The following is a 19,242-nucleotide window of genomic DNA, read 5'->3' on the forward strand; positions in this document are numbered from 1 at the left end:
CCCGCGACGATGAAGGTGCTCGACCTGCGCTGCGCGAACGGCCACCGCTTCGAGGGCTGGTTCGCCTCCGACGACGAGTTCATGGACCAGAACGGCCGTGGCCTCGTCGAGTGCCCGATCTGCGGCGACCACGTCGTCACGCGGCTGCCGAGCGCGCCGCGCTTGAACCTGTCGGGTGCCAAGGAGCCGCCGCCCGAGCCGCCCAAGGCCCCGGCCACCGACGCCGACCTGCAGGCCGCCTGGCTGGGCGCCGTGCGCCAGCTGCTCGCCGACACCGAGGACGTCGGCGAGCGTTTCGCCGAGGAGGCGCGGCGCATCCACTACGGCGAGAGCGAGAACCGCGGCATCCGCGGCCAGACCACGCCCGAGGAACGCCAGGCGCTGAACGAGGAGGGCATCGAGGTGCTCTCGCTGCCGCTGCCGGCGGCGCTGAAGGGGCCGTTGCAGTAGGCGGCCGCCCGACCAGCGTCAGAGAACGCGGCCGGGGTTCAGCAGGTTCTGCGGGTCCAGCGCGCCCTTGATCGCGCGCATCATCGCCAGCGCCACCGGCGACTTGCGTTCGGCGAGCTCCTCGCGCTTCAGCTGCCCGATGCCGTGTTCGGCCGAGATCGAGCCGCCGCAGGCCGTCACCGCGTCGTAGACGATGCGGTTGACCGCCGGCTCCTGCTCGGCCAGGAAACGCTTGGCGTCGCCGCCTTCGGGCGCCTGCACGTTGTAGTGCAGGTTGCCGTCGCCGAGGTGGCCGAAACACACCAGCCGCACGCCCGGGATCGCCGCGGCCAGCGTGGCGTCGGTGGCGGCGCAGAAGCCGGGAATGGCCGACACCGGCAGCGCGATGTCGTGCTTGATGTTCAGCCCTTCCTCGGCCTGGGCCAGCGGGATCGACTCGCGCAAGTGCCACATCGCATGCGACTGCGCCAGGTTGGCGGCCACCGCGGCGTCGCCGACGATGCCGTCTTCCAGCGCCGCGCCCAGCAGGGCCTCGAAACGCTCCTGCGCGGCGGCCTCGCCGTCGGTGTCGCTCTGCTCCAGCAGCACCGTCCACGGCGCACCGGGCAGCGGCCGCGGCAGCGCCGGGAAGTGCTTGGCCACCAGTTCCAGCGCGAAGCGGCCCATGACCTCGAAGCCGGTCAGCCCGGCGCCCAGCCGCGTGCGCGCCAGGTTCAGCAGCGCGACACAGTCGTCCAGGCTGTCGCAGGCGGCGAGTGCGGTCGTCACCGCCGCCGGCTGCGGGAACAGCTTCAGCGTCGCCGCGGTGATGATGCCCAGCGTGCCTTCGCTGCCGACGAAGAGGTCGCGCAGGTCGTAGCCGGTGTTGTCCTTGCGCAGGCCCGACAGCCCGTCCCAGACCTCGCCGGCCGCGGTGACGACCTCGAGCCCCAGGCTCAGCTCGCGCGCGTTGCCGAAGCGCAGCACCTGGGTGCCGCCGGCGTTGGCCGCGAGGTTGCCGCCGATCGTGCAGCTGCCTTCGGCCGCCAGGCTCAGCGGGAACAGCAGGCCCTGCGCGGCGGCCGCCTCCTGCACCGCCTGCAGCACGCAGCCGGCTTCGGCGGTCAGCGTCAGGTTGGCGGCGTCGATCGTGCGGATGCGGTTCAGCCGCTGCAGGTTGAGCAGCACCTGCGTGCCGCTGGCGTCGGGCACGCCGCCGCCGACCAGGCCGGTGTTGCCACCCTGCGGCACGATGGCCACGCCGGCCGCGGCGCAGGCGCGCACGACGGCCGCCACCTCGGCGGTGCTGCCCGGGCGCACGACGGCCAGCGCGCGGCCGCGCCAGCGGCGGCGCCAGTCGAGTTCATAGGCCGTCAGGTCGCCGTCGGTCAGCACCTGGGCCGCGCCGACCACCTCGCGCAGCGTCTGCAGCAGCCCCACATTCATGCCGCCGCCTTCACGCCGCGCAGCCGGCGGCGCACGTACAGCGAGCAGAAGACGAAGAGCACGATGCACAGCACCAGCTCGACGACGGCCATCGCCTGGCCGGCGCCGTGTTCGCTGGTCGAGCGCACCAGCGCCTCGGTGACGTAGAGCCACAGCGCCATGCTGACCCAGCGGAAGGTGTAGAGCCGGTGGCGCAGCATGCCGGGGATGGCGGCCACCAGCGGCAGCACCTTCAGCGCCAGCGTGCCGCTGCCGGTGGGCGCGATCCACAGCTCCCAGGCCAGGCCCTGCACGATCAGGGCGATCAGCGAGGCCAGGGCCAGCGCGCGGGTCTGCCGCACGGCGGCATCGGGAACGGCGGGGACGTCGGGGACGGCGGGGGAAACCATGCTGGCATCATATCCAGCATGAATCGTCTCTCGGCCGCAGCGATCGGCCGCCGTTTGCGTGCCCGCTGGCACGAGGCCGCCGCCGCGCTGCGCCAGTGGCCCTGGCTGGACACGCTGCGCACGCTGCGCCAGCGTTTCCGCGAAGACCGCCTCGGCCTCACCGCCAGCAGCCTGACCTTCACGACGCTGATCGCGCTGGTGCCGCTGGTCACGGTGATGCTGGCCGTGTTCACCGCCTTCCCGATCTTCGCCAAGTTCCAGATCGCGCTGGAGAAGTACTTCCTGCAGTCGCTGGTGCCCGACACGATCGCGCGGCCGGTGATGCGTGCGCTGACGCAGTTCGCGTCGCAGGCCAACCGCGCCGGCTCGGTGGGCCTGCTGTTCCTCGGCGCCACCGCGCTGGCGCTGATGCTGACGATCGACCGCACGCTCAACGCCATCTGGCGCGTGCGCCAGCCGCGGCCGATCGCCCAGCGGGTGCTGGTCTACTGGGCGGCGCTGACGCTCGGGCCGCTGGTCGTCGGCGTCAGCCTGTCGATGACGTCCTACGCGCTGTCGGCCTCGCGCGGGCTGGTCGGCGTGCTGCCCGGCGGCGTCAGCGCGGCGCTCAACGTCGCCGAGTTCGCGCTGCTGGCCGCGGCGCTGGCGGGGCTGTTCCGCTACGTGCCCAACACGACGGTGCGCTGGCAGCACGCCTGGGCCGGCGCGCTGTTCGTCGCCGTGGCCTTCGAGTTCGCCAAGGAAGGGCTGGCCTGGTACGTCGACAAGGTGCCGATGTACTCCTCGGTCTACGGCGCCTTCGCGTCGCTGCCGATCCTGCTGCTGTGGATCTACCTCAGCTGGGTCATCGTGCTGCTCGGCGCGGTCATCGCGGCCTACGCACCCAGCCTGCAGATGCGTGTCGTGCGCCGGCCGCCGACGGCGGGCCACCGCTTCGAGCTGGCCCTCGTCGTGCTGGGCGAACTGGCCGCCGCGCGCCGCGGGGCCGGCCACGGGCTGTCGCTGCCGGCGCTTTCCGAGCGCCTGCGTGCCGACCCGCTGGAGCTCGAGCCGGTGCTGGAGCTGCTGGCCGGCCTGGACTGGGTCGCGCGGCTCGACGAAGGCGGCACCGCGCGCCACGTGCTGCTCTGCGACCCCGACACCACCGCGGCCCTGCCGCTGCTCGACGCGCTGCTGGTCGCCCCGGCCGCCGCCACCGCGCCGTTCCGCCGCCGCGCGCGGCTGGAGGCGCTGACGCTGGCCGAACTGCTCGGGTGAGCCGTGCCGTCGGAACACCGGGGTCAGGTCCAGCGGGACCTGACCCCATCTTTCGCGGCCCTTTCCCGAATCCACCGTTTCAAGTTCCGAACCCCGGCCCCTGATGAATCCCGACACCCTGCTGGCGCTCAGCGCCGTCGAGCAACGCGCACTGATCGGGCGCGGCGAGCTCTCTCCCGTCGAGTTGCTGGACGCCAGCATCGCGCGCATCGAAGCGCTGAACCCCGGCGTCAACGCCATCTGCGCCACCGACTTCGCGCGTGCCCGCGCCGCCGCCCGCGCCGCCGAGGCCGCGGGGGCGCGCGGCGAGCCGCTGCCGCTGCTGCACGGCCTGCCGCTGGGCGTGAAGGACCTGCTCGACACCGCCGGCCTGCTGACGACCTGCGGCAACACCGCGATGCGCGGCTACGTCCCGCGCGAGGACCACGCGCTGGTCGCCCGGCTGCGCGCGGCCGGCGCCATCGTCGTCTGCAAGACCAACACGCCCGACCTGGGCGCCGGCGCGAACACGCGCAACGCCGTCTGGGGCGCGACCGGCAACCCCTTCGACCCGGCGTGCAGCGCCGGCGGCTCGTCGGGCGGCAGCGCCGTCGCGCTGGCCACCGGCATGGTGTCGCTGGCCACCGGCTCGGACACCGGCGGCTCGCTGCGCATCCCCGCCGCGTGGAGCGGCGTCGTCGGCATGCGGCCCAGCCCGGGCCTGGTCGCCGACCCGGCGCGCACGCTGGGCTGGTCGCCGCTGCCGGTGCTCGGGCCGATGGGGCGCTGCGTCGCCGACACCGCGCTGATGCTGTCGGCGATGGTCGGGCTGGACCGGCGCGACCCGCTGTCCGTCGAGGTCTCGCCGTCGGCCTTCTGGCCGCTGCCCGAGTGCGACCCGTCGACGCTGCGCGTGGGCTTCTGCGAGGACTTCGGCGGCCTGCCGCTGGACCCGGCGATCCGCCGCGTGCTGCGCGCACGCGTGGCGGCGCTGGCGCCGCAGGTCGCCCGTGTGGAGCCGGTCGAGCTGGACCTGGCCGACGCCGACCTGGCCTTCGACGTCGCGCGGGCCGAGGCCTTCGCCGCCGCGTTCGACGGCGTCGAGCCCGATCAGCTGGGCCCCAACCTGCGAGCCAACCTCGAGCTGGCGGGGGGCTGCACGCTCGCCGATCGGGCGCGTGCGCAGCGCGCGCAGACCCGCATCGCCCGGTCCTTCGCCGCGGCGCTGGAGCGCCTGGACCTGATCGTCGCTCCGGTGCTGCCGGTGTCGCCGCCGCCGTGGACGCAGCTCTACGTCGAGCGCGTCGACGGCCGCCGGCTCGACACCTACTACCGCTGGCTGGCCTGCTGTTACGGCGTGACGCTGGCCGCCCACCCGGCGCTGGCGCTGCCCGCCGGGCGCGACGAAGCCGGCATGCCGTTCGCGCTGCAGCTCGTCGGCCGTCGCCACGGCGACGCCACGCTGCTCGCCCAGGCCGCGGCGCTCGAACGTGTGCTCGCCGCCGACCCCGCCACCGCGCGCCCGCGCCCCGATCTTGCGCCGCTGGCCCGGCCGCGGCCCGAGCTGAAGGCCCTCGTCACCCACCCGCCGGTGCCCGAGGGCCTGCCCGGCAGCCCGGTCTTCGCGCCACCGGTCTGAGCCCCGCTTCCGACGGGGTCAGGTCTCGCTTTTGAACCCCCTCCCCGAAGGGACGCGCACTTCGGGGGGATGGCGCGGCGGCGGCAGGCCGCGTCACGGACGCTTCACGACGCCTGGATAGCGTGCCGCCCCATCACCTGAGGAGGGGCGTGATATGAACCAGCGTGTTTCGGCCGTCGCGGCGGCCATCGCAGCCTGGCTGGCGGCAGCGCCGGCCAGTGCCGGCGTCGTCATCAGCCAGGTCTACGGCGGCAACGGCAACGTCTTCGCCAACGACTACGTCGAGCTGTTCAACAACGGCCGCACGCCGGTGAGCCTGGACGGCTGGTCGGTCCAGTACGCCAGCGCCACCGGCACGGGCAGCTTCGCCGGCAACGGCGTGACGCTGCTCGGCGGCACGCTGCAGCCCGGCCGCTGGTATCTGGTGCAGCTGAGAGGCAGCAGCTCCGGCCCGACGCTGCCGGCGCCTGACGCCATCGGCAACACCGAGCTGTCGGCGAGCAACGGCAAGGTCGCGCTGCTGGACATCGCCACCGGCCTGGCCTGCAACGGCGGCTCCACCGCCTGCAGCGCCGAGCAGCAGGCGCACATCGTCGATCTCGTCGGCTACGGCAGCGCCAACTTCTACAAGGGCAGCGGCGCCGCGCCGGCGGCCAGCAGCAGCAGCGCGCTGCTGCGCAAGGCCGGCGGCTGCACCGACAGCGGCGACAACGCCAGCGACTTCGTCACCGGCACGCCGGCGCCGCGCAACAGCACCAGCGCGGCCACGGTCTGCAGCAACACGGGCGGCGGCGACGACACGGTGGCGTCGCGCCGCATCCCGGAGATCCAGGGCAGCGGCGAGCGCAGCCCCTTCGTCGGCCAGACGGTCAGGACCTCGGGTGTCGTCACCCGGCTGACGAACAACGGCTTCTTCCTGCAGGACGCCAGCGGCGACGGCGACACCGCCACCTCCGACGGCCTCTTCGTCTTCACCGGCAGCGCGCCGACGGTCTCCGCCGGCCAGCTGCTGCAGCTGACCGGCCAGGTCGCCGAGTTCGCCGCCGGCAGCGGCAGCGTCACCCAGCTGACGACGCCCAGCGCGATCACCCTGCTCGGCAGCGGCAGCATCACGCCGCTGCCGCTCGCGCTGCCGGTCGCCGGCGGGCTGGAGCGCTACGAAGGCATGCTGGTCACGCTGTCCGGCCCGCTGACGGTGGACCAGAACTACTTCCAGGCGCGTTACGGCCAGCTGACGCTGTCGGCCGGCGGCCGGCTGGAGACGCCGACCAACCGCCATCGCCCCGGCGCACAGGCCCAGGCGCTGGCCGCCGACAACGCCGCACGCCGCATCGTGCTGGACGACGGCAGCTCGGCACAGAACGTCAACCCGACGCCGTTCACCGGCCCCAACGGCGCGCTGCGCGCCGGCGACGTCATCGGCTCGATCACCGGTGTCATCGACTACGGCCTGTCGACCGCGACCAGCGGTGCCGGTGCGCCCAGCGACTACCGCATCCTGCCGCTGGACACGGGCGCATTGCGCTACACGACGGCCAACCCACGCCCGGTCGCGCCGCCCGCGGTCGGCGGCAACGTCAAGGTCGCCAGCTTCAACGTGCTGAACTACTTCACGACCTTCACCAACGGCGCCACCGCCGGCGGCCAGACCGGGCAGGGCTGCAGCCAGGGCGGCACGGTCTCGGCGTCCAACTGCCGCGGCGCCAACAGCCTGGCCGAGTTCCAGCGCCAGCGCGCCAAGATCGTCGAGGCGCTGGCTGCGCTGGACGCCGACGTCGTCGGGCTGATGGAGATCCAGAACAACGGCGTGGTCGCGGTGCAGAACCTCGTCGACGCGCTGAACCTGCGTGTCGGCTCGGGCACCTACGCTGCGCTGCCCGAGCCGGCGGCCGGCACCGGCAGCGACGCGATCAAGGTGGCGATGATCTACAAGCCTTCGCGCCTGACGCGTGTCGGCGCGCCGGCCAGCGACACTGCCGCGGTCAACAGCCGCCCGCCGCTGGCGCAGACCTTCGCGCCGGCCAACGGCGAACGTTTCACCGTCGTCGTCAACCACCTGAAGAGCAAGAGCAGCTGCCCGGCCGCCGGTGATGCCGACGCCCCCGGCAACGTCGACAGCGGTGACGGCCAGGGCTGCTGGAACGCGCTGCGTGTCGCCCAGGCCGAGCAGCTGCGCCGCTTCGTCGCCCAGCTGCAGGCCGCCAGCGGCAGCCACGACGTGCTGCTGGTCGGCGACTTCAACGCCTACGCCCAGGAAGACCCGGTCTACCAGTTCACCGGCAGCGGCTACGTCGACGAGGTCGGGCGCTTCGACGGCTTCGGCTACTCCTACGTCTTCGACGGCGCCGCCGGCCGCCTGGACCACGCGATCTCGACCGCCACGCTGTCGCCCAAGGTCAGCGGTGCGCGGCACTGGCACATCAACGCCGACGAGTCGGTGGCGCACGACTACAACCTGGAGTTCAAGCAGCCGGCCTGCGCCGCCTGCGCGCCCGACCCGTATGCGGCGACGCCGTACCGCTCGTCGGACCACGACCCGGTGCTCGTCGGCCTGAACCTGGTGAAGACGATCACCGCGGCACCGTCCAGCACCAGCGTCACCGGCACGCCGGGTGACGACCTCATCGTCAGCGGCGCCGGCCGGCGCACGCTGAGCGGCGGTGGCGGCCGCGACACCTTCGTCTTCAGCAGCGGCTTTGCCGGCGGCGCGACGATCACCGACTTCACGCCGGGTGATGACCGCATCTCGTTCGCCGAGCTGCTGCGCAGCCTGCGTGTGCCGTCCGCTGACCCGATCGGCCAGGGCTACCTCTTCTGCAGCGTCTCCGGCGCCGATGCGCTGCTGAGCATCGACCCGGATGCTGCCGGCCCCGCCGCGGCGCGCGCGATGGTGCTGGTCAAGGGCCGCACCTGCGCCGAGCTTCTCAAAGCCTCGAACTTCCTCTTCTGAACCTGGAGACCTGGATGACCCGCCAACTCTTGTCGGCCGCGGCGCTGGCCGCCACGCTGTTCGCCGGCCTGGCCGCCCCCGCGCAGGCCGCGCTCTATCGCATCGACGGCGCCGTCGACTACGGCCCGCTGGACGGCAGCACGATCAGCGGCAGCGTCGGCTTCGAGGATCCGGCGGCCGGGTACGACGGCAGCCTCGAACTGAACAGCTTCACGCTGGACTTCGCCGGCCACCGCTACACGCTGGACATGGCCGATGCCGACATCCTGCCGCTGGCCTGGTTCTCGGGCGGCAGCCTGCTCGGTGTGGACCTGTCGTTCGTCACCGGCGACCCGTTCGTGCAGCCGCTGCTGCAGCTCGTCGCCGGCTTCGGTTCGGCCAGCGAAGCCTACCTGGCTTACGACACCACCGGCGCCGGCACCGAAGGCCTCGGCAGCCTCGTGTTCACCGAGGTGACGCAGGACGTGCCCGAGCCGGCCGGTCCGGCGCTGGTGATGGCCGCGCTGGCCGCGGCGGCGCTGGCGCGCCGCCGTCGGCCTGCCTGAGCGGCGTCTACTTGCGCGCCGCGATCGCCTTCTCGGCGGCGTCGACCAGATCCGCGCCGATCTGCTTCTTCCACTTGTCGTAGACCGGGCGCGTGGCCTTCACGAAGGCCTCGCGTTCGGCCGGCGTCAGCTTGGTCACCGTGACGCCGAGCGCGCCGATCTCCTTGAGCAGCGGCTGGTCGGCCTCGACGACGCCCTTGCGCGCGATCGCGATCTGCTGCTTGCCGGCGTCGATGGCGGCCTGGCGCACGATGGCCTGGTCGGCCGGCGTCCAGCTCTTCCAGACGTCCTTGTTGACGACGAAGATCAGCGGGTCGGCGACGTAGCCCCAGAGCGTCAGATGCTTCTGGCCGACGGTGTGCAGCTTGGCCGCGGTGAAGATCGACAGCGGGTTCTCCTGGCCGTCGACGGCGCCCGAGGCCAGTGCCGGCTGGGCGTCGGCCCAGCTCATCTGCGTCGGGTTGGCGCCCAGCGCGGTGAAGGTGTCCAGGAACAGCGGCGAGCCGACGACGCGGATCTTCATGCCCTTCAGGTCGGCCGGCGTGTGGATCGGCTTCTTGCTGTTGCTGATCTCGCGCGTGCCGTTCTCGCCCCAGGCCAGCGGCAGCGCGCCGGCGCGGTCGATGGCCTGGAAGATCTGCTGGCCGACCGCGCCCTGCGTCAGCGCGTCCAGCGCCGCGTGGTCGGGCATCAGGAAGGGCATCGAGAACAGGTTCAGCTGCTTGACCTGCGGCGACCAGTTGATCGTCGAGCCGACCGCGAGGTCGATGACGCCTTGGCGGATCGCCGGGAACTCGCGCGTCTGGTCGCCGGCCACCAGCGAGGTGCCCGGATACAGCTTGATGTTGATGCGGCCCTGCGTGCGCTCGCGCACGAGATTCGCCCAGATCTCGCCGCCCTTGCCCCAGGGGAAGGCGGTGCCGAGCACCAGGCTCATGCGGTACTCGGCCTTGTAGCCGGGCGGCAGCGCGGTCTGGGCGCTGGCGACACCGGCGGCGGCCAGCGCGCAGGCGGCCAGCGTGAACTTCAGGAACGTTCGTTTCATCGTCGTCTTCTCCTCGGGACAGGGATCAATAACCCAGCTGCGCCGGCAGCCACAGCGCGAGCTGGGGCCACACGATCACCGCGACCATCACCATGAACATCGCCAGCAGCATCCAGCCGACCCAGCGCACGGTCTCCTCCATGCGCACGCCGGCGATGCGGCAGGACACCATCAGGTTCACCGCCAGCGGCGGCGTGAACTGGCCCAGCGCCACCTTCAGCGTCAGCAGCACGCCGAACCACACCGGATCCCACTGGTAGTGGTTCATGATCGGCTGCAGCAGCGGCACGAAGATCAGGAAGATCGAGACCCCGTCGAGGAACATCCCGACGACGATCAGCATCAGGATCAGCAGCGACAGCACGCCGTACTCGCCGAGCCCGGAGTTGACGATCGCGTTCGTCAGCGGGTCGATCACGCCCATCGTCGACAGCGAGTAGGCGAAGATGCCCGCCAGCGCGACGACGAACAGGATCACCGCCGACAGCTCGCCGGACTCGCGCAGGATCGGCGCCAGGTCGCGCAGCGCGATCGTGCGGTGGATGAAGACGCCGACGAACAGGCCGTAGAACACCGCGACGACGGCGGCCTCGGTCGGCGTGAACCAGCCGGCGCGCATGCCGCCGAGGATCAGCACCGGCGCGAACAGGCCCCAGCTCGCCTCGCGCAGGCTGGCCCAGAACGGCGGGCGCGGCAGCGTGGCCTCGGCGGCGCCCATGCCGTGTTTGCGCGCCAGCCACACCGCCGGCAGGATCAGCGCGATGCCGGCCAGGATGCCGGGCACCATGCCGGCGGCGAACAGCGCCGGCACCGAGGCGCCCGAGACCAGCACCGAGTAGACGATGAAGGCGACGCTGGGCGGGATCAGGATGTCGGTGGCCGCCGCGGCGCCGACGACGCTGGCCGAGAACGAGGCCGGGTAGCCGGCGCGCGCCATCGCCGCGATCATCACGCCGCCGACGGCCGCGGCGTTGGCCGGGCCCGAACCCGAGATGCCGCCGAGGAACATCGCGACGACGATCGCCACCAGCGGCAGCATGCCGGGGCCGCGGCCGACGATCGCGATGGCGAAGTTCACCAGCCGCAGCGCGACGCCGGAGCGGTCGAAGATCGAGCCGACGAGCACGAACATCGGGATCGCCAGCAGCGGGTACTTGCCCAGCCCGGCAAAGAAGTTCTGCGGCACCGCCAGCAGCCCGAACCACTGCGTGTCCAGGTTGGCCAGCGCGATCGCCGCGGTGCCGGCCAGCCCGAGCGCGACGCCGATCGGCACGCCCAGGAACATCAGCGCCAGGAAGCCGACGAAGAGCAGCGTCGGGATCATCGCCCGGCCTCCTCGTCGTCGTCACGCTCGCGGCCGCGGCGCACGAACAGCCCGAGCGCACGCCCGGCGATCACCACCGAGAGGATGGGCAGCCAGATCGAGTACCACCACTGCGGCACGCCGATGCCCGGCGAGGTCTCCTCCCACTGCACGTGGTCCCAGACGATGCGCGCCGACAGCACCGCCATGATCGCGAACAGCAGCGCCACCATCAGCGCGCCGAAACGCGCCAGCGCACGCTGGCGCCGCGGCGGCCCGGCGTCGGCGAAGACCTCGATGCGGATGTGCCGGTTGCGCGCCACCGCCGCCGAGCCGGCCACCAGCGCCAGCACGATCATCAGGAAGACCGAGATCTCCTCGGTCCAGGCGAAGGACTGGTCGCTGAAGTAACGCACCAGCACGTTGGCGAAGGTGATCAGCGCCAGCGCCGCCATCACGGCGACGGTGAGCCAGTCCTCGATCTTCAGCGGTACCGCCGTCTTTTCATCGGGCGTGGCAGGAGCGGGCGGCAGTTCGGAAGGCGAGGACATCGGGGGCGACGGCGCAGAAAGCGAAAGCCGGCGCGCGCCGGATGGCGCCGCCGGGGTGCACCGGGGACGCGAGCGCGGGGGTAGGCTCGCGGCGGCTCGCGGCGAGGGCCGCGGCCGTAGCGAAGACGGCGGGCCTGGTGCGGCCCGCGTGCGCCGCGGTGTCGCGGCGTCTTCGCTCCCGGTTCATCCGTCGTGGGGACGAGGCGCCATTGTAGGAGCCTGGGGCCGGCGCGCCGCCGGCGCCGGCTCAATCGAGCAGCGCGCGCAGTGCCGCGAGCACGCCGTCGGGCGCCTCGGCCATCAGCGAGTGGCCGCCGGGCAGCGTCGTCACGGTCGCGCGCAGCGCCTCGCCGAGTTCACGCGCCGCACGCGGCGGTGTCATCGAGTCGCGCCGGCCCAGCACCAGCGCCGCCGGGCAGCGCACGGCCGCCGCGGCCTGCAGGCCGCCGGCATAGGCGTCGCAGATCGCGAAGTCGTGCGCGAAGAGGTTCAGCCCGCCGGCTTCGGCCTGGCCCTGCATCCGGCGCATCAGCGCACGCTGGCCGCCGTGCAGCCAGGCGCCGGGTGCCGGGAACGAAGGTTTGGCGGCGATCGTCGACAGCGAGAAGGTGTTGACCAGGTCGATCGCCGCCTGCGGCGTCTCGCGTGCGGTCGCCAGCAGCGCCGGGCTGACCTTCATCGGGAACGCGGTGCCGATCAGGCCCAGTTGCGTGATGCGCTCGGGGGCGCGTGCCGCGGCCTCCAGCGCGATCAGCGAGCCCAGGCTGTGGCCGACGATGGCCGCGCGCTCGACGCCGGCGGCGTCGAGCAGCGCCAGCAGGCCGTCGGCGGCGGCTTCGACGCTGGCCGGCGGCGGCCCCTCGCTGCGGCCGTGGCCGGGCAGGTCGACGGCCAGCACCGAGCGGCCGTGGTGCGCGAACCAGCGCGCCAGCAGCGTCCAGACGCTGTGGTCGTTGAGCGCGCCGTGCACGAAGACGACGCAGGGCAGGGCGGGGTCGAACTCGACGCCGCCGGTGTAGGCGTACAGCGCGTGGCCGTTGACGACGAGCTTCATGCCGCACGCTCCGCGGCCTTCAGCGCCCGCTTCAGGTCCTCGATCAGGTCGGCCGGGTCTTCGAGCCCGATCGACAGCCGCACCGTGCCGGGGCCGATGCCGGCGGCGGCCAGCGCCGCGTCGTCCATGCGGAAATGCGTCGTCGACGCCGGGTGGATGACGAGCGAGCGGCAGTCGCCGACGTTGGCCAGGTGGGAGAAGATCTGCAGCGCCTCGATGAAGGCCTGGCCCTGGCGGCGGCTGCCGCGCAGGTCGACGCTGAACACCGAGCCGCAGCCGCGCGGCAGCAGGCGCTTCGCCAGTTCGTGGCTCGGGTGCCCCGGCAGATCGGGGTGTCGAACCCGTTCGACGAAGGGCTGGCCGGCCAGGAACTCGGCGACGCGGCGTGCGTTGTCGACGTGGCGCGCCATGCGCAGCGGCAGCGTCTCCAGCCCCTGCAGCACCAGCCACGCGGTGTGCGGGCTCATGCAGGCGCCGAAGTCGCGCAGGCCTTCGCGGCGCGCGCGCAGCAGGAAGGCGGCGACCGTGCTCTCCTCGCTGAAGACCATGCCGTGAAAGCCCGCGTAGGGCTCGGTCAGCTCGGGGAAACGCCCCGAGGCCTCCCAGTCGAAGCTGCCGCCGTCGACCAGCACGCCGCCGACGACGGTGCCGTGGCCGGACAGGAACTTGGTCGCCGAGTGGAAGACGAGGTCGGCACCGTGATCGAAGGGCCGGATCAGCCAGGGCGTGGTGAAGGTCGAGTCGACGAGCAGCGGCAGCCCGGCGTCGTGCGCGACGGCGGCCACCGCCGGGATGTCGAGCACGTCGAGCCCCGGGTTGCCCAGCGTCTCGCCGAACAGCAGCCGGGTGTTCGGCCGGATCGCTGCGCGCCAGGCGGCTACGTCGCCGGGATCGACGAAGCTCGTCTCGATGCCGAAACGCGGCAGCGTGTAAGCCAGCAGGTTGTGCGAGCCGCCATACAGCGCGCGCGAGGCGACGACATGGCTGCCGGCACCGGCAATCGTCGTGATCGCCAGGTGAAGCGCGGCCTGGCCGCTGGCCGTGGCGATCGCGCCGACGCCGCCTTCGAGCGCCGCCATGCGCTCCTCGAAGACCGCCGTCGTCGGGTTGCTGATGCGGCTGTAGACGTGGCCCGAACGTTCCTGGTCGAAGAGCGCGGCGGCACCTTCGGCGCTGTCGAAGACGAAGCTCGTCGTCAGGTGGATCGGCACCGCGCGGGCGCCGGTGGCGGGGTCGGGTGCGGCGCCGGCATGCAGCGCCAGCGTGTCGAAACCAGGGTCGGCGGGACCGGCCATGACGGACCTTCCACAGGGGGGATGGCGCCGGATTGTGGGCTATATTGCCCGCATGAAAGTCACCGACATCCTGCGCGTCAAGGGCAACACGACGTACACGGTTTCGCCGGACCAGCTGCTCGCCGAGGCGATGAAATCGATGTCCGAGTTCGACGTCGGTTCGCTGGTCGTGATGGAGCACGGCGACCTCGTCGGCATGCTGACCTTCCGCGAGGTGATCTCGGCGGTCGTCGAATGCCACGGCAACGTCGGCACGCGCCACGTTCGCTCGGTGATGGACGACGCGCCGCTGACCTGCACGCCCGAGACCAACATCGACGAGGTGCGCCGCATGATGCTGCTGCGCCACGCGCGCTACATGCCGGTGCTCGACCACGGCACGCTGATGGGCGTGATCTCGTTCTACGACGTCGCCAAGTCGGTGGTCGACGCGCAGGACTTCGAGAACCGCATGCTGAAGGCCTACATCAAGGACTGGCCCGAGGAAGACACGCCGGCGCAGCCGGCGGCCTGAGCGGCCGGCCGGGGGCCGCCGCATAGAATCCGCTGCCCCCAACGCAGCGTTCCCATGTCCGGCAGCACCCTCGGCGAACTCTTTCGCGTCACCAACTTCGGCGAGAGCCACGGCCCGGCGATCGGCTGCGTCATCGACGGCTGCCCGCCCGGCCTGGAACTGTCGGAAGCCGACATCCAGCCCGAGCTCGACCGCCGCCGCCCGGGCACCAGCCGCCACGTCACGCAGCGCCAGGAAGCCGACCGGGTGCAGATCCTGTCGGGCGTCTACGAAGGCCGCACCACCGGCACGCCGATCGCGCTGCTGATCCCCAACACCGACCAGCGCAGCAAGGACTACGGCAACCTGCTGGACACCTTCCGCCCCGGGCATGCCGACTACGCCTATTGGCGCAAGTACGGCCTGCGCGACCCGCGCGGCGGCGGCCGCTCGTCGGCACGCACGACGGCGCCGACGGTGGCCGCCGGCGCCGTCGCGCGCAAGTGGCTGAAGGAACGCCACGGCTGCACGTTCACCGGCTGGATGAGCGCGCTCGGCGAGATCGAGATCCCGTTCGAGGACGAGCGCCACATCGGCGCCAACGACTTCTTCGCCGCCAACACCCGCGACATCCCGCGCCTGGAGGCCTACATGGACGCGCTGCGCAAGGCCGGCGACTCCTGCGGCGCGCGCATCGAGGTCCGTGCGCGCGGCGTGCCGGCCGGCCTGGGCGAGCCGCTGTACGACCGCCTGGACGCCGACATCGCGCACGCGATGATGGGCCTCAACGCCGTCAAGGGCGTCGAGATCGGCGCCGGCTTCGCCTGCGTCGCCCAGCGCGGCAGCGAACACGGCGACGAGCTGACGCCCGAAGGTTTCGCCAGCAACCACGCCGGCGGCGTGCTCGGCGGCATCTCGACCGGGCAGGAGATCGTCGTGCGCCTGGCGATCAAGCCGACGAGCTCGATCCGCATCGCACGCGCCTCGATCGACCGTGCCGGCCAGCCGACGACGGTCGAGACCCACGGCCGCCACGACCCCTGCGTCGGCATCCGCGCGACGCCGATCGCCGAGGCGCTGCTGGCGCTGGTGGTGATGGACCACGTGCTGCGCCAGCGTGCGCAGTGCGGCGACGTCGAGCTGCCGATCCCGCCGATCCCCGCGGCCCGGCCGGCCGGCGCTTGAACCCCGCGCCCACCGGGCTGCGCGCCTTCGGCGCGGTCTGGTTCGTCTATTTCGCCGGCATCGCGCTGTTCAACCCCTACGCGCCGCTGTGGTTCAAGGAGCTGGGCTTCTCGACGCTGCTGATCGGCGCCGTGGCCTCGCTGCAGAGCTGGACACGCGTCGTCGCGCCCTACGGCTGGGGCTGGTGGGCCGACCACGGCGCCTCGCGCGTGCGGCTGATCCGCCTGGCGGCGGCTGCGGCGCTGGTGGCCGCCAGCGGCTTTCTCTTCGTGCGTGGCGAATGGGCGGTGGCGGCCTGCACCGCGCTGCTGTTCCTGGCCAACGGCGCCATCGTGCCGCTGTCCGAGTCGGCGCTGGCCTCGCGGCTCAGCGCCACCGGCGGCTTCGACGCGCGGCGCTACGGCCGCGTGCGCGTCTGGGGCTCGATCGGCTTCGTGGTCTCGGTCGTCGCCGCCGGCGCGCTGCTGCAGCGTGCCGGCATCTCGCTGTTCCCGGTGCTGCTGTGCCTGCTGTACGCGCTGCTGCTGGCGGTCGCGATGCGCCTGCCCGAGCCCGGGGCCAAGGCCGCCGGCGCAGCGCTGCCGCCGCCGGTGCTGCCGGTGCTGCGCCGGCCCGCGGTGGCCTGGTTCTTCGCCTCGGTGGCGTTGACGGTGCTGGGGCACACCGCGCTCTATGCCTTCTTCTCGCTGCTGCTGGACGCGCGCGGCTACCCGAAGTCGGCGGTCGGCGCGCTGTGGGCGGTGTCGGTGGCCGTCGAGATCGTCTTCTTCTGGTTCCAGGGCCAGGCGCTGGCGCGTTTCGACGCCTACCGCTGGCTGCAGTGGGCCGGGCTGGCGTCGGCGGCGCGTTTCGCGATGACGGCCGCGGCCGAGGGCTCGACGGCGCTGCTGGTGGCCGCGCAGCTGCTGCACGCGCTGACCTTCGCTGCCCACCACGCCGCCAGCATCGTGCTGGTGAGCCGTCACTTCCCCGGCGCGCTGCGCACCCGAGGCCAGGCGCTGTACTCGGTGCTGGGCTACGGCGTGCCGGGCGTCTGCGGTGGCCTGGCCGGCGGCTGGGTCGCCGAGCACCACGGCCTGCCGGCGGTGTTCTGGCTGGCCGCCGTCGCCGGCCTGGGCGGTGCGGCCGCCGCGGCGCGTGCCGCGCGCCACGACCGCGTGGCGCACGAAACCGCTTCAGCCGGCGCACCCAACGGCCGATAAACGCCGTGGCGCAGTCCGCGCCGGCCGCGACTTTCCCTCCCCCCCGCCCCTGATGGACACCAGCCCGTCGACGACGCCTGGCAGCGTTGACCGAGCGCACCGCCGCATCCGCTATGCGTTGTGGTTCACGTTCGCGACGCTGGTGGCGCTGGCCGGCTTCCAGTCCTGGTACAACGGCCGGCTCGAGCGCGTGCGTGCGCTGGATGCCGAGCTGATCGGCCTGGCCGGCGCGCAGCGCGGCTTTTGCCAGCAGGTCGGCCGCCTGGCGGCGATGGTCGCCGGCGGCGGCATGACGGGGACCGTGGACACGGCGCTGCTGTCCGAGGCGATCGACCGGTCGCGCAGCACCGAGTTGCGCATCGAGGCGCTGCTGGCGGCGCAGCAGACGCTCTCATGGCACGACGAGGACGAGGTCGCCACCGCGCTGGCGCGCTGGCACGTGGTGCGCGAGCGCCTCTGGTATCGCGCCGACACGCTGGACTGGCACCTCGCGCGCCGTGATGCGGACAACGCGACCCGGGTCGCCGAGACCCTGCAGGAGGAGGTGGAGCCTGCGCTCGCCGGCGCCGACCTGCTGTACCGCCGCCTGCACGAGGCCTCGCTGGAGCGCAGCGCGCGCCAGTCCAGCGTGCTGCAGTGGGGCGTGGGCATGACGCTGCTGGTGCTGGCGGCCGTCGTGCTGCTGGTCGCGGCGCCGACGATGCGCGCGCTGCGCGAGCAGTTGCAGCGCCTGGCGGTGCAGACACGCGAGCTCAAGCGCCTGGCGCTGGTGGTCTCGCGCACCGACAACGTGGTCGTCGTCACCGACCCCGGCGGCCGCATCGAGTGGGTCAACGACGCCTTCACGCGCATCACCGGCTGGTCGGCCGACGAGGTGCGCGGCCGGGCCGTCGACGGCGCGCTGCACAGCCCGCGCAACGCCTCGGCCGACGTGGCGCCGTTCCACGAGGCGCTGCGCAGCCAGCGCCCGGCGCGCTTCGAGGTGCTGACGCGCCGCAAACACGGCGGCGAGGTCTGGTTCGCCATCGACATGCAGCCGCTGTTCGACGAGGACAGCAGCCACCGCGGTTTCGTCTCGCTGGCCACCGACGTCACCGCGCGGCGCGAGCTCGGCGAGCGGCTGCGCCTGGCCGCCAGCACCGACGCGCTGACCGGCCTGCCCAACCGCGCCGCCGCGATCCAGCGCCTGGAGCGGGCGATCGACCATGCGCGGCGCAACCCGGGCTACGGCTTCGCGCTGCTGTTCATGGATTTCGACCGCTTCAAGCAGATCAACGACACGCTGGGCCACAGCGAAGGCGACGAGCTGCTCAAGCAGATGGCGCGGCGCATCGAGCTGGCGCTGCGCCCGGGCGACGCGGTTGCGCGGGCCGGCGGCGAGCACACCGCAGCGCGCCTGGGCGGCGACGAGTTCATCGTCGTGCTCGACGGCGTCTGCCGTGTCGAGGACGCGCGGGCGATCACCGACCGCCTGCTGCGCGACCTGGCCGAGCCGTACACGATCAACGGCCGCTGGGTGCAGTCCAGCGTCAGCATCGGCGTCGTCGTTGCCGCGGCGGGTGCCGAGTCGCGCACGCCCGACGACCTGCTGCGCGACGCCGACACCGCGATGTACGAGGCCAAGCGCGCCGGGCGCGACTGCTGCATGGTCTTCGACCCGGCGATGCACGAGCGTGTCAGCCAGCAGCTGCAGATCGAGAACGACCTGCGCCGCGCGCTGCCCGAGGGCGAGCTCTTCGTCGTCTACCAGCCCATCGTCGCGCTGCCCGGTGGCCGCGCCACCGGCGTCGAGGCGCTGGTGCGCTGGCGCCACCCGACACGCGGCGTGCTGACGCCGGGCGGCTTCATCGGCGTCGCCGAGGAGGTGGGGCTGATCGACGCCATCGGCGAGCACGTGCTGCGCGAGAGCTGCGCCTGCTTCGCCGACTGGCGCGCGCGCCTGGGCTCGCGCGCGCCGCGCCAGCTCAACGTCAACCTGTCGCGCGCCCAGCTGCGCTCGCCGGCGCTGCCCGAGCTCGTCGGCGCGATCCTGGCCGAGCACGGCCTGCCGCCGCAGGTGCTGCAGTTGGAGGTCACCGAGTCGCTGGCGGCGCAGGACGAGGTCGTGCAGGCGACGCTGCGCCAGCTCAAGCAGCTCGGCGTGCGGCTGGCGCTCGACGACTTCGGCACCGGCTACTCCTCGCTGGCCTGCCTGCATCTGCTGCCGGTGGACACGGTGAAGATCGACCGCAGCTTCATCGCCCACGCCGAGACCATCGAGTACCACCGCGTGCTGATCGAGGCGACGATCCGCGTCGCCCAGTCGCTGGACATGGCGACCGTCGCCGAGGGCATCGAGACCGCCGGCCAGGCGGCGCTGATGACACGCCTGCGCTGCGACTACGGCCAGGGCTGGCTGTACGGCCGGCCGCTGGAGGCCGCCGCGCTCGAGCGCCGCATCGCCGAGACCCACGCCGCCTGAGCGCTGCCGTCTGTCGCCG

Annotated in this window: 16 protein-coding genes; 9 read left to right on the top strand and 7 right to left on the bottom strand. The window is 72.8% G+C overall.

The genetic code is table 11. The features are described from left to right. The first annotated feature begins 9 nt into the window (after positions 1-9). A complete protein-coding gene (locus tag LOC65_RS04670) occupies positions 10-450 on the top strand; it encodes a DUF1178 family protein (protein ID WP_009857762.1) in 441 nt (146 codons plus the stop codon). Between the two features lie 18 nt (positions 451-468). On the opposite strand, the gene LOC65_RS04675 is transcribed toward LOC65_RS04670, so the two are convergent. Both LOC65_RS04675 and LOC65_RS04680 read right to left on the bottom strand, forming a co-directional pair. Continuing rightward, on the bottom strand, positions 469-1,875 hold the full coding sequence (locus LOC65_RS04675) for an FAD-binding oxidoreductase (RefSeq protein WP_230246786.1): 1,407 nt from the start codon (positions 1,873-1,875) through the stop codon (positions 469-471). Further along, on the bottom strand, positions 1,872-2,264 hold the full coding sequence (locus LOC65_RS04680) for a DUF2069 domain-containing protein (protein ID WP_009857764.1): 393 nt from the start codon (positions 2,262-2,264) through the stop codon (positions 1,872-1,874). The genes LOC65_RS04675 and LOC65_RS04680 overlap by 4 nt, the downstream gene beginning before the upstream one ends. An 18-nt stretch (positions 2,265-2,282) precedes the next feature. Here LOC65_RS04680 and LOC65_RS04685 point away from each other — a divergent pair, with 18 nt between their 5' ends. From LOC65_RS04685 to LOC65_RS04700, 4 genes are all read left to right on the top strand, one after another. Beyond that, positions 2,283-3,521 carry a YihY family inner membrane protein gene (locus LOC65_RS04685; RefSeq protein ID WP_009857765.1) on the top strand — a complete coding sequence of 413 codons (1,239 nt, stop codon included), beginning with the start codon at positions 2,283-2,285 and terminating at the stop codon, positions 3,519-3,521. Positions 3,522-3,624: 103 nt separating this feature from the next. After that, on the top strand, positions 3,625-5,139 hold the full coding sequence (locus LOC65_RS04690) for an amidase (protein ID WP_230246787.1): 1,515 nt from the start codon (positions 3,625-3,627) through the stop codon (positions 5,137-5,139). A gap of 154 nt (positions 5,140-5,293) precedes the next feature. Continuing rightward, positions 5,294-8,089 (top strand): ExeM/NucH family extracellular endonuclease, encoded by a 2,796-nt coding sequence (locus tag LOC65_RS04695; RefSeq protein ID WP_164962721.1) that lies wholly within the window; start codon positions 5,294-5,296, stop codon positions 8,087-8,089. A 14-nt stretch (positions 8,090-8,103) separates the two neighbouring features. Further along, a complete protein-coding gene (locus LOC65_RS04700) occupies positions 8,104-8,634 on the top strand; it encodes a PEP-CTERM sorting domain-containing protein (protein WP_230246788.1) in 531 nt (176 codons plus the stop codon). Positions 8,635-8,641: 7 nt separating this feature from the next. Here the strand turns inward: LOC65_RS04700 and LOC65_RS04705 are convergent, their stop codons facing one another. The 5 genes from LOC65_RS04705 to LOC65_RS04725 all read right to left on the bottom strand — a co-directional run bounded on the left by LOC65_RS04705 (position 8,642) and on the right by LOC65_RS04725 (position 13,882). After that, positions 8,642-9,679 carry a DctP family TRAP transporter solute-binding subunit gene (locus LOC65_RS04705; RefSeq protein WP_230246789.1) on the bottom strand — a complete coding sequence of 346 codons (1,038 nt, stop codon included), beginning with the start codon at positions 9,677-9,679 and terminating at the stop codon, positions 8,642-8,644. 25 nt (positions 9,680-9,704) lie between these two features. Then, the gene (locus LOC65_RS04710; RefSeq protein ID WP_230246790.1) at positions 9,705-11,003 is read right to left on the bottom strand and encodes a TRAP transporter large permease; all 1,299 of its coding nucleotides are present in this window, start codon (positions 11,001-11,003) and stop codon (positions 9,705-9,707) included. After that, complete coding sequence (locus LOC65_RS04715) at positions 11,000-11,533, bottom strand: TRAP transporter small permease (protein ID WP_230246791.1); 534 nt, start codon at positions 11,531-11,533, stop codon at positions 11,000-11,002. The genes LOC65_RS04710 and LOC65_RS04715 overlap by 4 nt, the downstream gene beginning before the upstream one ends. 247 nt (positions 11,534-11,780) lie before the next feature. Then, complete coding sequence (locus tag LOC65_RS04720) at positions 11,781-12,587, bottom strand: alpha/beta fold hydrolase (protein WP_230246792.1); 807 nt, start codon at positions 12,585-12,587, stop codon at positions 11,781-11,783. Beyond that, the gene (locus tag LOC65_RS04725) at positions 12,584-13,882 is read right to left on the bottom strand and encodes an O-acetylhomoserine aminocarboxypropyltransferase (protein ID WP_009857773.1); all 1,299 of its coding nucleotides are present in this window, start codon (positions 13,880-13,882) and stop codon (positions 12,584-12,586) included. Before LOC65_RS04725 ends, LOC65_RS04720 begins: the two co-directional genes overlap by 4 nt. Before the next feature lie 52 nt (positions 13,883-13,934). On the opposite strand from LOC65_RS04725, the gene LOC65_RS04730 reads away from it, so the two are divergent. From LOC65_RS04730 to LOC65_RS04745, 4 genes are read left to right on the top strand one after another with little or no spacing between them, the layout of a single operon-like run. After that, the gene (locus tag LOC65_RS04730) at positions 13,935-14,396 is read left to right on the top strand and encodes a CBS domain-containing protein (RefSeq protein WP_009857774.1); all 462 of its coding nucleotides are present in this window, start codon (positions 13,935-13,937) and stop codon (positions 14,394-14,396) included. 54 nt (positions 14,397-14,450) lie between these two features. Next, the gene (gene aroC, locus LOC65_RS04735; RefSeq protein ID WP_164962716.1) at positions 14,451-15,560 is read left to right on the top strand and encodes a chorismate synthase; all 1,110 of its coding nucleotides are present in this window, start codon (positions 14,451-14,453) and stop codon (positions 15,558-15,560) included. Next, a complete protein-coding gene (locus LOC65_RS04740) occupies positions 15,557-16,762 on the top strand; it encodes an MFS transporter (RefSeq protein ID WP_164962715.1) in 1,206 nt (401 codons plus the stop codon). The genes aroC and LOC65_RS04740 overlap by 4 nt, the downstream gene beginning before the upstream one ends. A 52-nt stretch (positions 16,763-16,814) precedes the next feature. Next, a complete protein-coding gene (locus LOC65_RS04745; RefSeq protein WP_029718870.1) occupies positions 16,815-19,223 on the top strand; it encodes a bifunctional diguanylate cyclase/phosphodiesterase in 2,409 nt (802 codons plus the stop codon). The last annotated feature ends 19 nt before the right edge of the window (positions 19,224-19,242 follow it).

Origin of the sequence: Rubrivivax sp. JA1055, assembly GCF_020966565.1 — a bacterium.
In the GTDB taxonomy this organism is placed as follows: Bacteria; Pseudomonadota; Gammaproteobacteria; order Burkholderiales; family Burkholderiaceae_C; genus Rubrivivax; species Rubrivivax benzoatilyticus.